This window comes from Acetobacteroides hydrogenigenes (genome assembly GCF_004340205.1).
GTDB lineage: Bacteria > Bacteroidota > Bacteroidia > Bacteroidales > ZOR0009 > Acetobacteroides > Acetobacteroides hydrogenigenes.
The window spans coordinates 58,477-71,511 of the sequence record NZ_SLWB01000005.1 but is presented as its reverse complement, the minus strand read 5'-3'; the positions used below and the strand labels follow the sequence as shown (position 1 = coordinate 71,511).

Here is a 13,035-nt window from a genome sequence, read left to right as displayed (position 1 = left end):
CAGAGAATAAAATATCGTTCGTTATATCTTTGCTCACTGAAGTCTGCAACAACGCACAAGGCCAGGCCAAGTTTAGCGTCGTGCGCTTATTTTTACTCTACGGCTAGTGAGGCAAATCGTAGATATAGAATGGCGATACCTTTGAAGTTTTAGCCGTTTTAGATACCAGAATTATTTTCCCGTTCTTTTCATCAATGCAAAATTGCTTTCCGAACCGATCAAGCCGAATTCGTTGAATAAGCACCCCATTCCAATCGTACCTTTCTATATAGACATAGGTCTTCTTTTTCGCATTATCAGCATTTACCTGCTTATAATCGCGACCGATATAAAGCATATATATATACTTCTCGCCCGCATGGCAGCAGCTGTAGTGGTTTGTATTTAGCGCAATCCCATCTGGCACTTTTAAAGTATTGGAATTAAACTCTCTCCCTTCTTTCTTAATTATATTTACAGTATTCTCTTGCAGGTTAATAATGGCAAATGCATTAAAGAATTGGTAGGCATATATGGCCCTTCTCTTATCCGGACTTAAAGTAAAATTACCGACAAAAGGCTCCCATCCCTTATTGGTAGAAATAGCATTAAGTGGGATGAGCTCCTCTGTTTGAGCATTCTTCCCGCTATTTACGGTCTTAAAAATACTAAACCCATTGATAGACTTCCCTGCAAACAGCCATGTAGAATCATTTAGCTGGGCAAAATCATGAACTAGAACAACCCTATTCCCTCCATTTTCGTAGCCCCATGAGTAAATTCGCTGATTAGTCTTTACCGCTTCTCCATCCTTTGCCAATCTATACACAATCCCTTGATCTGAGACATAGCAAAGCAGCGAATCTTGAGATGATTGGCTAAAGTATGGTAAAAAAAATAGCGAAGAGTACTCTCCCCAGCTACCTAAGTCAGCAACAACATTCAATTGATGGATGCTGAATACTCGCAAAGGCTCCTTTGTATTCTTATAAAGAAGAAGCCCATCTTTTAGAAAGACGCTTACATCTTCGGTTGTACCTGAAAAAGCAGTTCTAAAAGAGAGATGCTTACCCTTAACGCTTACCTCTTTAGCCGTGCATTGGCCCCTATCCTGCGCCCAGCAGCTCCAAATAATCCCGTTAAGGAGCAAGAACAAAAAGAAAAATAAATACCTATTCATATCTTCGTGTATTATGCAATTACTTTTCCAATGGTGAATATGGAATTGAGATATCAGCAACTCGCTCACCGTAAGACCCATTACTTCTCACCATAAACTTCATCCCTAACGATTCGCAGAACTTGAACGGGTTCTCATGCATTTTGACGATAGTAGCATCCATCTTTTGCTTATTCACGTCGTCATAGTTCCATTTATACTCTTTAATCGTTTCGCTTTTTTGAGCCTTTTCTATTCTTGTACATATCCAAGAATACTGGTTGTCATTATCGCCAATTTTTAGGATTAATCCGGGTAGACCCCAAAATTTGTATGGTCCATAGCTCAACGGTATTTCCATGGTAAACCATGCAGTATAGCTTCTACCCCTAAACTGGCATGTGGCCTTTTGACAGGAGAAGCTTAAGATTGAATCGGCATCAGGTGATATTTGCCAGTTGATCACTTCGATTGGCTCACTATAGCGCAGTATCGGACCCGAATAAAATGTCCTGTAGACCAGTTTAGTACTGCCTTGGTTTCGATCTACATAAGTCTCAACAGGAAAAACCATCTGCTGAATAATTACCCCTACATCCATCCCCTTATCGCGCATTACCGTAGACGTTGAATCCTTTTGGTACAGCAAATAGCTAGAGCATTTGGCTATTCTACTCCCGATCTCTAGCCAATGGACATCGTTAATAGGACTCCCTTTTTCAGCTGTCGAATTCTGAATCCTAACATCGTAGTAGACCCGATATAGGCAGCTGTCGAGTATTTTAAACTTATCGATGAATTGTGGTGCTGGTACAAATTGAGCCTTCAGCTTTATGCAAACCAGCATTAGGAAGCAACATAAAAGCAGCTTAAAAACGAACGATAGTGATTTCATATTTCTAATTTTTGAATCTACCATAGCTTAAATCGAACGTTAAATAGAACAGAGGTTGGTCGTATGTAGTAAACATACCGTGTAGAGCTGAGCGCCGATAGCGAAACAGTCTCGTAAGTATCAACATTGAAGATGTTGTTCCATTCTATAGAGTATCGGGTTGTCTTTCGGGTATACTGCAACTTCACATTAACAAGATTAAAATCCTTTCTACCATCGGTTCTACTGTTATAGTAGCTGTAAAACGATGAAGAAATGGAAAAATCTTTCTTAATATTAACCGTAGCATCCATCTTGCTTGTTGCTGTAATTATTGCAGGAATAGCATCACCACACTGCTGCCGCCCCTTCTCCTTTGCCCATAGCTCCTCAAGACTAATAGACATAAAGCTAAATGGGTTTATAAATAGTTTTAACTGTGCCGACAGCTCTTTACCCAAGTATCGCACAACGGTATCCTGACGCAAAACTGGCGTATTTTTCGAATACCAGGCCAGAGACATTCCTAGGTTTAACTTTTTCCAATCGAACCCTTTACTCACCTCCATTCGCACCAGCGAATGATGTCCGTTGGCATCAACTTGTAGTGCAGTAATTTTAGATAACAGCCCATCAAAGGTTTGACCATACAATGCATCTGAGCTAAACCTGCTGTAGGTTAGCTGAACATTCGCAAAGAGCAGCCTATAGCTGTTTTTATAGCTCATAGTGCCCGAAATGTTATTCGATTTTCTGTCGTTAAATAGGGGGTCATACCGGCTCAGCGTTCGATAGTTGGTGAGGATACTTCCGGTATAGAGCTGCTCAAAGCCAACCTGCTCAATGGTGCGATAGAGCTTTATCCCGAAATCCCACTTACCCCTATACCCGTTTAAGCTCAACGAAGGTTCCCCGTAAACCTTCGAATCTTTGAGAATAGTGCCCGAAATATCATTGCTGACCATTCGATTGTAGTAGAAAAAAGGGAAATAACCACTAACATCGAAGTAAGTCGATGCGTATCTAGCAGAAATCGAAGGACCAACTTTTAGGGTAAAATCGCTCATGTCATTCCTAAACCTATCGTTATTAGGAAGATTAAACGACATGGCTGTTGGCCTCAAGGTACTGGTTAGTACATCCCTGTTCACTTCAACGAAGACATCGGGAGAAAATCTTATCCCCCCAAACCGAAAGCCTGAAAGCAAAGCAGCCTTATTCTGTGTGTAGAACGATGTCACACCAACATGCTGATGCAGCTCACCGACATCACCTGCGAAGTAGCTTGCAAAAAGGTTGGGAGCTACGTAAAGATTTTGAGGTGTTGTTTTAAAATCCACTTCCGAGTTTACTGTCCACCCTGTATACTCGCCAGTTTTAGCAATCCAACATAAGCCGTTGACAGCATGAATACTTGTATTATCCGCTTTTTGAAAGATCGATTCTCCAGCACTCATGGCACCATCACCATTAACCCATGACATGTCACACGAAGCAACCTCACTCAAATAGGTTCCTGTACGATTTACCTTATAGCTGTATTCGCCTGTTATGGAATTCCGAAGAGTAGTAGTTCTTTCGGCTTCGTTAATGTAGTGGTATGTTCCATCAGGAAGTAGAAATGACGAATATGTTCCAGAATGGGATTTAACCTTATCGCCTAAATAAAATAGGTTCAGGCAACTCTCATTGCCTTTCGAGTTCTTGAAAATGGTGTTTACCGTACCGAGATTCGATAGATTATCGTAGTACTTATCCTTCGAGATATTTGGTGGAAGTGGCTGCTGAAGCGATGTCAGTAAGCCATTCGACTTTTCGGTTACGTTCAGCTTTCGTATCTCTCGTTCCAAATCAACACCACAGTTATTACCCTTGTACATGGCTAAATATTGTTTTTGCCGGGTAAAGTACGATGCAATCAGCTCCGATTCTCCAAGAGCTGATGTGTCGCAACCTACTCCTAAAAGTGCGATTAAAGAGAATATCCCTCTCGAAGAATCCTTTAACCTCAGGTTGATTGCTGCCTGATTAGAACTCGACAGCTCTTTCAGCGCCTTAATTGGTTGATGGTGTTCGAGCACCTGAACGGTAGAAATATCCGATGGCGAAAGATTATTTGTTGCCAAGCCATACCGTCCTTTTAGCAAATCTAACCCTTCGATATAAAATTTATTAATGGGAATACCATTATACTCGATCATGCCCGAAGAGCGAACATTTATTCCTGGCATTTTTTTTAGCACATCCCCAATGGTAGCATCATTCTTATCCTGAAATGAGCTCACCAGATAGTTAATTGTATCCTTTGTAGCCCATACGCGCTTATTGGTAACAGTCACCTCTTTAATCTCTATTCGAGATTCCTTTGCAAGAATACGTGTTGGCCGATCAGTATTGGCAACCTTTCGTTGAGTAGGCTTAACATTCAATCCCTTAACTAAAACATACAGCGAATCGGTTTTACACCTATGGCTCAATGAAAAATCACCCTTATCGTTAGTAAGCGCAAAGGCTATAATGGTAGGCTTGCTAAAGCTCTCAACAATTAGAACATTTACAAAAGGAATACCCCCACTCTGCTCGTTAACAACCTTACCTTTAAAAACCTGTTGAGCATTTGTTAGCAAAGGGATAAATAGTGATAGAACAACAAGCACTTTTATCCAAAAAAAATGTAATACTTGTATCAGTTCTACTATTTCTATCCTTAATATTTTGGCGGCCCTGCTAATTCCATATAGCGATACCCCCTCGCGCGAAAGGTGAGCGTTCTCCCTAAGGCTCTGTATCGAAAAATTCTTTCCATGATGCTTCGCCACCATTTGTAGGCAGGTGGGGCCACAATCCATGACATCGTGCTGATGGTAATGCGTAAATTTTTTACTCATAGCATTTCCCGATATTATATGTAAACGATATACAATAATTATAGGCCTATATTTGAAACTAAGTCAAATATAAGGCTTTGCATCATGTACTATAATCGGTAAACCTATACCCAGGAACAAGGGTCTAAAAGAAGTTGTGCATTATCATGTATGTTCTTCAAGGTTTACGATTATAAAATATTTGCCAATATAGCATTTGTTTTGCCTTGTTGTGTTTTTTTAACTTTTTATTTATATATACATTCGAATCTTCATCTGGTTAATCATTACATCATGGTATAACAGTAAACATAGTTTGCATTTAATCCTCAAGTTTAAAAATAGAATGTAAAAAGTGATATAAAGCAAAGAAGGCTGCCCCTTAGGGGGCAGCCTTCTTTGCTTTATATCGTACGAAATACTAAGCGTTGATAAGCGCACCGTACTGCTCGGCAGTAAGAAGGTCTTCCAGTTCGGCAGGGTTTGCAACCTTAACCTTAATCATCCAACCAGCTCCGTATGGATCTTTGTTGATGCTATCGGGTTGATCAGCCAAAGCGCCGTTTACCTCAACAACCTCACCGGTAATAGGCATAAAGGCGTCAGAAACAGTTTTAACAGCCTCGATGGTACCGAAAACCTCTTCCCTATCGAGCATTTCGCCTTCGGTTTCGATCTCAACGAAAACGATATCGCCAAGCTGGCCTTGAGCAAAATCGGTAATGCCAATGGTGGCAACATCACCTTCAACAAGTATCCACTCGTGATCCTTGGTGTACTTAAGATTTGATGGAATATTCATGGTTCTAGTCTTTTATTGTTAGCATTTAGATTAGATTCGCTTCTAAAAGCACTTCAAAGTTAAACAATTTTCTTACTTAGCAACTACTGCCCGATATTATATCGTACGCTAAACCCAAAAGAGGTGTTTGCCGTAGGATAGGTATTCGATATCAGCGGCTTGTTTACCACCCTATCGTAGAAGGCTCGCACGTTTATACGTTCCTTAAACATGTAGTCGGCGCTAATTTTTAGGGCAACGGTATTTCTCCCATCCGAAGCTTGCGTAAATCCTTCCACAATTTTACGGATAAGCGACTGGTTCTGGTTGAACGATAGGCCGCAGTCGAGCTTTAAGTAGGAAGGTACTACCTTTTGCGACTGATCGTCAATCCATTTAATCGGATCGTCGAGGCGATAGCCAACGCTAAAAGTCCACTCGTTGTTGCGAATTTCGGTAATTTGGTTGTTGGTAAGGCTCAGCGCCACCACCCTACTCCTATTTATGCGTGCCTGCGTTTGAAGATTGTTAACCCAACCCACATTTACGCCAATAAGAGGCTGGAAGTATTCGGATATGCTTACGTTAACGATTTCGTGGCGCGAAATAAAGTCGTTCTGAGCATTCCGTACGTAGCTAAACCCATCGCTCTGCGCATCGTACTGAGGGTTCGAGTTGTACCCTCCGATGGTGTAAACAGCCCTATACGAGTGCTCGATATCGGCGCTGTTGATGTAGGGTTTCAGCACGGCCATTTTGCCGATTCCCTGGTAGCGAACCGTCCAGTTAGGGAATGGAATGCGTATAAACGTTTTGCTTCCGGCCTTTGAAGGCGTAAGCGAAGTGTATGCCGACAAGAATGCAGGCAGCATTACATCCTGAGATAGCGAACCGTATCCATCGCTAAAGCCCTTATTTGGCGTGCCATCGTAGCCATTGGTCGAAGCCTGGGCTCGATCGGCTCCCAAACGCTGCGATATGGGGGATCGGTTTGCCATAAACCTATCGAATGCGGCAGAATGGTACCCATTCCCCGATGTTGGCTTCTCGAACGCCGAGCCTATTCCTATCACCGAGATGTTAAACGAGCCGTTAAGTACGGTTGACTTGTCGCTACCCGTACCGTACTGGCTGCTATTCTTTTGGTACGATCGGCTTGCCGTAATATCTACAATCAAATCCTTTATGGGTTCGAAGTTTACCCTCGCCGTGAAGGTCTCCATATGGGTCATTACAAACGGCTGTAGGAAGTTGTTGTCGTCAACAAGCCAGCCCTTTGCCCGTGCAACATCCATCATATCGGGATCTTGCTGCCCCATAATAAAGGCTAACCCCGGAGCCAACCCTGTTGATGTATGCAGAGTTCCAAACCAGCTGGAGTTATTCTTGTATCCAGGAAGTATTGTCCCCTCGTTTTGGGTGTAGCTGGCGCTAACATTGCGAACTCCCATAAGCATACGAACGGCACCCTTTGCCAAGTAGGCTAGCGGATTTCTATACTCCACCTTTCCCGTAATGTGAACAACTGCTCCTTTTACCGTTTCAGCAACCTGAATGGTAACCTTCTTTTTGGGTAGCACCTGGGTTACGGCCTCCACCGGCTTACCCTTAGCATCGTAAACGGCTACCTTAATATCAACACCTTCCAAATCGTGCGATATGGTACGCTTACGCCCCTTAAAGAGGGTCATCTTTTCCGTTTTAATGGTTTTGCTTACAAGCACAACCTTCTTATTCGGATTATCAAACTCCTGGTTAATGGCCCGTAAAAATGGCACCTTGTTGTACAAGCTAACCATATTAAGGGTTCCCATCAAGGATGCTTGATTCATATTCTTAATAGTATTACCAATAGAGTACGAAGAGCCAGCCGGAAGCATCGGACCCGCATCCCAATCGTAGGTTCCGTCGTACGATGCCGATGCCGTTACCCAGTTAAACATCGGAATCTTGTTTATTGGAATGTTGTAGCGCACGTTAAAGGAGTGATCGTAGTGCACGTTTCGTCCTCCCATGGCTATATTCTTCCAAACGGAATCCTTCCATACCTGATAGCTGCTCCTATCGCGCTTTCGGTCTACCATACCTTCGGGTTCGTCAATGCGCGCTAGATTATTTGCAGAAAATGTAAGCTTCAGGCTCTTGGTTAAATCCCACTGCAGCGCATAAACCCTATTCCAGTAAAAATCTTTGGCGTACGATGATGGAATTTGTATGTCCGAATTGGCCGAAAGATTACGAACCTTTATCTCGTTGTAGTTTCGATTTATCTCGGAGACAAAGCTAAGCTGCGAAGGCTTGTACCCAACATTAAAATCCTTAATTAGCCTCAGGTAAGGCGACTGAATCGTCCTACCGCGAGCCTTTCCTAGCGGTTCGAAGTACCGAGGTGTCTGATTATACGCATAGCTGAAAATCCCCTTATAGTTTTTCTGCAACTGACGCTCCATCTGAGGGTTCCGCGAGTAGGTTTCGTAGTAGGCGTAGGTGAGCGAAAAGTTCGATGGCGAAATAATCGAAGGCTTTGCCGTAGGAGGCGCAACCCCCACATTCGTAAAGTTGATGCTCTTTCGTGCAGTAAAGTCCTGTGCAAGCATCAGCACCGAATCCTTCGCATGCTGATTGGGTAAGTACTTCAGCGCTGTTTTAAGCAACAGATCCTGATCGGTAGGACTATACTTGGCGTTAGCAATAGATTCGGAGTAGCCAACGTGCATAGGAATTCTTACCCCGGCCTTTTCGGAGAAGAACTTGCCTAGCTCAAAATCTCCCGCCACATCGTAGGTGTAAACATCCGATTGATTTCGGCTATTAAGCTTGCTCTCCAACGATCCAAAGCCAGGCTTCATCGTGCTTCCAGCCAACGACACCACCCCAAAGTCGGCCATCTTGGCAATCATGTGGGCATTTGCCGCCCAACCACCATCTTCGTTGAAGCTGTTAAGACGCATTTCATTCACCCACACTATCCCCGACTTAGGTTGCCCATCGTCGGTTACATTATCTTGCTTAGAAGGGTTACGAATACCTATCATAATGGTGCGCACGTTGCTTAAGCTAGGGTTACCAAGTATTCGAACAACGTTTGCTCCATCGTTCATCGCAAAAATCTTGGTGGTTGATGCGCTGGAACCCAAGGCTCTCATTGCATCGTAGCGCTTAAGCTTTATATTCTGGAATATATCCAGCGCTATATTAAAGGCATTACTACTTGGCCAAACAATCTCTCGGTCCGATTCCCTGTCGCTAGAGTATTTTCCATAAGGAGTAAGCGATAGCGGAATTTCGTACTCGTAGTAGTTGTTACGATAGTCGCTGCCCAATCGGATGAAGATATGAAGATCGCCATTCTTAAGCGGCAGACCAGGAATTGCCTCTGCATGTACATCGAGCTTAAGCCTTTTGTACTGGCGGAAATCGTAGCCGGTAGTTTTATAGGTTGCCCGAGCATCGCCCTCCTGAAGGTCGATCACCTTTAGCTGCATGGCCTGCTCGTTTTCTCGAATGACCTGCGGATTGCTCGGATCTATCACCCTGTCGATACCTGGAGGAAGAATGTAGTTAATTGGGGTTCGGCTCGAGTTCTCCTCAACGCTAACCGTAGAGATATCCATGCTTCCGTTGGTCATTTGCGAAACATTTCCGGTTTGACCCTCGAGCAAAGAGAAGTTATACCTACGCCATTCGCCCTTTACCAGCTCCAAACGGGCAAAACGAAGAATCGTGGTATCCTCAAATCCGTGTAACAGCATACGGATAAACCTAACCGACTTAAAATCCTGAATATTGCCAATAATCTTCTCGTACTCTGCAATAGGAACCTTAAACTGATACCAAGCAACCTTACTCTTTCCGATTGGCAAATCAACCTCCACTTCGCGCTTGTCGCTAACAAAATTCTTACCGACCTCTAGGCCTGTGGGCGATAGCGGAATTCGATACTGAAAGTAGGATTCGGCATCGCTAAGGGTGTTGTCGCGATTAATATCCTCTCCATCGGGAATTGAAGTAGCCGATGTGCTGTACGACTCCCCACTCTGGTTGGAGGCAGGAGAGTTTCCCTCTGGGTTGTTGAAGTTCTTATACCTATCGAGAATGGACAGCTTCTGCTCGTCGTAATCGCTCCCTCTAAAGTAGTGGTAGTTGTCGTTCGAAGGGTCGTTAAGCGCGCTCTGGTAAGCCTTTGATCCTGCACCAAACAGCATCTCCAGATTCTTAAGGTAAGCATTAAAGAAGCTTTGCTCGTCATTGGAACTTAGCCCATCAATACCAACATCCTGATATTGGCGAGACGCTGCATTATTATCGAATGCATTTACCAACGATTGGATAATGGGAACCCGCCCCCATACCGTAGTATCAACCTTGGTAACCGTTGCTGTGGTGGGAAGCCCATGCTCGAAAGACTTACGACCATCTCGAAGAATATCCTCCGATATGTTTCCAAGATTAAAGATAAGCTCTCCACCCTTTTTATTCTGATCGTAAACAAAAGGATCCATCATCCAAAACTCGATGTAATCCACATTTGCCATCTCGAAATCGCTGATCGGAATTGAGCGCATAATACCGCCCCAGCGCGTTTCGGGAGCCGCAAGCTCGCCATTGCTCAGCAATCCTTTTGATACGGCACTAGTCGATGTCTCGTAGTTGTAAGGACCCTTTTCCTTCGGATAGTAGGCAAGGTTCAGCACCGATATGGTATTTGGAATGCCTTGAATTTCGTCCTTCTCAGGGTAAAGCTCCCGTTCGCGAATCTCGCGTACCCAATGGCTCGATAGCTGAGCCTTATCGCGAGCAATGTGCGAAGGAGTATACGAAGTGTTTCGGAGAAAAAGCGGATCAATGGTATACCAAGCAAGCTTAGCCCTGTTATATCCGTAAGCTAGATTATTTGTCTGGTTTCCTTCGGGGAACAAATCGGGTTGACCTTGAGGTGTCGAGGCCAGCGTCCACGCATTCCAGCTGCGCAGATCAATTGGAATTTTAGCGCCTTCAAAATCGTCGATGTACGAGTTGCCCGTTTTACCAATTGCCTTAGCATGCCCAGGGATAAAGTGCGCAAACTCCGCCTCAAAGAGAATGCTCGATGGCGCCTGCGTCTCAATAAACGGTATCTTCTGAACCATTGAGGTAAGCCAAGGCGCCTTGCTCTGGTAGGAAAGGTTTACCCCCCATATTGTATTCGATATGGGCTCATCGGAGAAGTTGACCTTTTGCGTAAGAGGACGTTCGGATAGGTGAAGAACCGTAGCTCCAATATGAAAATCGTCCGATAATCTGTAATCGAAATGCGAACCAACCAACGTTTTGGTTTGAATGTTGAATAGCGCTTGGCTCTCCAGCGAAACCTTAATTGGAACTCCCGATTCGAGGTACGCCTGGTTGATAATGCGCACGCGACCCAACGCGTAATCCACCGTGTAGTCGATATTTTCGGCCAACTTTAAGCCTCCAGCGGTAACAACTACAGAACCCTGTGGAATATTCATGGCGTTGAGCGAGATTTCAGATCCTGCTGACGATTGGAATGTTCCGAAAAGCTTAAACCTATTCTTATCGGCAACTTGCTTCGCTTTGGTTAGCGAAGAGTCGTATAGCTCTTGGTAAACGTAACGGTCTGCAATAGAGTTATCCCCAATTTTCGCCCTCAGGTAACTCCCGAATGGCTGAAGTACCGGGAATATAATTTTACCTCCTTCCGATAAAACAGTTATGCCATTCACAAAGTCGAAAATACCATCGGGATAAGGGTCTCCCTGAGAGTTAAGCCTATCGAGGTTAAGAACGCTAAGCAAAGGCTTATTCTTTATAGTTCCTTCGGGAATGTAGTTAATGGTTGTACCGGCCTTGCTATCCTCGAAAAGAATGTCGAGATAGAAGTTCTCCTTATTAACCTGGTAGCTGCCTATGGAGTAGATGTTCTTCATCATCAGCGCCCAGTTGGGGAGCTTTGGCGTAAGGTTAGTTCCTTTTAGCAGCTTAACGACAAGCGCCTTAGGAGCCTCAACCCCATCGGTTGATAGCTCACCGACCTTGTAGGTTTTTCCATTCTGAATATACTCGTAGGCCACACCCAAAATCTCGTCGTTGTTGAGAGCGCTATTCAGCGATATGTAGCCGAGTTTCGGATTAAAGGTATACTCGTTGGTGCTCAGCTTTCGAGCATTCTCGAGCTTCTCATAGTCTTCGCCCTGACGAAGCCCAATTCCCGATAGAATAGGTGAAGTTTGATCGATCTGCCGTATGCCCGAAAGTGCACCGTTCATCATCGAGTATAGGTTGTTCGCTTCGTTTGCAGGAAATACCACGCCTGCGTTACCCGTGAAAGCGGCTTTGTTGTAGATGTTGCGCTGCGACTCTCCAAGGTCGAGGAAAGCAACAATGTTGCGCGCGTTGTCGAATTGCGCAGTCTTATTGGTTACCCATACTTCCAGCTTCGTAATGTTGATACCCGACTGAATCAGCGGAAAGGTTGATAGCGCATTGTCGTAGCTTTCCCTGAAGTAGTGGCCCATTAGGAAGTGTCGGTTAGCATCGTAGCTGTCGGCTGACAGCTCGAACTGTTGGTTTTGGGCTCCACCCTTTAGCTCAACAGACTGGCTCTGACCCCTCTGTCGGCTAAAGATCGAGGTCATTGTTAGATTCCCAAACTTAAGTTGAGTCTTAAATCCAAAGAGCGATTGGCTTCCGGTGATAAGCGTTCCGGGTAAAGGCAACGAAACATTACCGGCTTCCACCTTTTGAATGATTTCATCTTCCGTTCCCGTATACTCCACCTTTACGTTGTTCTCGAAGTCGAACGTAGCTTCGGTGTTGTAGTTGATGTCCATTTTAAGCTTATCGCCTACCATTCCGGTAACGTTCATCTGCAGCTTCGACTGAAAATCGAATATCGATGTCTTGCGGAACTGCTCCGCAATAACGGGATTGTCGGTCTTATTGGTTTTTATACCAAGAATCAGCTCTACCGAACCGCGAGGAATAACGCTAATGGTATTGCTTCCAAAAATTCTATCGAATCCTTCACCTCCAACATTTAGCGAGGGAATGAGCGAGTTGGCCAAGCCTCCGCTCCCAGAAACAGGTTCCGATCGCTTAGCAAGGAGCATCTGCTGCATTGCCGTTTGAACACGGTACCGTTGGTACTCCTCACGGCTCATTATCTTGTAAGGAATTCCTCGGGCAACACTCTGATTTTTATAGAAAATGTATCTGTCGCTCTTGAGGTCATAGAGCACATAATCGCCAGTTGCCGGATCTACATTAAGCGGCTTGGCCGTTAGCATTCCGTTTTGTTTGGCAGAATCCTGATTTTGGCTTAAATCGGCAAAGCTAATACACGGATAGTGTACTCTTGCCGAAGCCAAAGTGA

Annotated in this window: 5 protein-coding genes; all 5 read right to left on the bottom strand. The window is 44.3% G+C overall.

What is annotated here, in order from left to right; all coding sequences use genetic code 11:
- Nucleotides 1-103: 103 nt before the first annotated feature.
- The 5 genes from CLV25_RS06785 to sov all read right to left on the bottom strand — a co-directional run bounded on the left by CLV25_RS06785 (nucleotide 104) and on the right by sov (nucleotide 12,949).
- Nucleotides 104-1,159 carry a BF3164 family lipoprotein gene (locus CLV25_RS06785; RefSeq protein ID WP_165877017.1) on the bottom strand — a complete coding sequence of 352 codons (1,056 nt, stop codon included), beginning with the start codon at nucleotides 1,157-1,159 and terminating at the stop codon, nucleotides 104-106.
- A 19-nt stretch (nucleotides 1,160-1,178) separates the two neighbouring features.
- On the bottom strand, nucleotides 1,179-2,033 hold the full coding sequence (locus CLV25_RS06780; RefSeq protein ID WP_165877016.1) for a GLPGLI family protein: 855 nt from the start codon (nucleotides 2,031-2,033) through the stop codon (nucleotides 1,179-1,181).
- A 17-nt stretch (nucleotides 2,034-2,050) separates the two neighbouring features.
- Nucleotides 2,051-4,900 carry a cysteine peptidase family C39 domain-containing protein gene (locus CLV25_RS06775; protein ID WP_131838881.1) on the bottom strand — a complete coding sequence of 950 codons (2,850 nt, stop codon included), beginning with the start codon at nucleotides 4,898-4,900 and terminating at the stop codon, nucleotides 2,051-2,053.
- A 400-nt stretch (nucleotides 4,901-5,300) separates the two neighbouring features.
- On the bottom strand, nucleotides 5,301-5,681 hold the full coding sequence (gcvH, locus tag CLV25_RS06770) for a glycine cleavage system protein GcvH (RefSeq protein ID WP_131838880.1): 381 nt from the start codon (nucleotides 5,679-5,681) through the stop codon (nucleotides 5,301-5,303).
- Nucleotides 5,682-5,764: 83 nt separating this feature from the next.
- Nucleotides 5,765-12,949 (bottom strand): T9SS outer membrane translocon Sov/SprA, encoded by a 7,185-nt coding sequence (sov, locus tag CLV25_RS06765; RefSeq protein WP_165877015.1) that lies wholly within the window; start codon nucleotides 12,947-12,949, stop codon nucleotides 5,765-5,767.
- Nucleotides 12,950-13,035 lie beyond the last annotated feature (86 nt).

What these genes read in the sequence shown, in the direction of transcription:
- CLV25_RS06785 (WP_165877017.1), bottom strand. Translation starts at nt 1,159, where the DNA reads ATGAATAGGTATTTATTTTTCTTTTTGTTCTTGCTCCTTAACGGGATT.
- CLV25_RS06780 (WP_165877016.1), bottom strand. Translation starts at nt 2,033, where the DNA reads ATGAAATCACTATCGTTCGTTTTTAAGCTGCTTTTATGTTGCTTCCTA.
- CLV25_RS06775 (WP_131838881.1), bottom strand. Translation starts at nt 4,900, where the DNA reads ATGAGTAAAAAATTTACGCATTACCATCAGCACGATGTCATGGATTGT.
- gcvH (WP_131838880.1), bottom strand. Translation starts at nt 5,681, where the DNA reads ATGAATATTCCATCAAATCTTAAGTACACCAAGGATCACGAGTGGATA.
- sov (WP_165877015.1), bottom strand. Translation starts at nt 12,949, where the DNA reads ATGCTAACGGCCAAGCCGCTTAATGTAGATCCGGCAACTGGCGATTAT.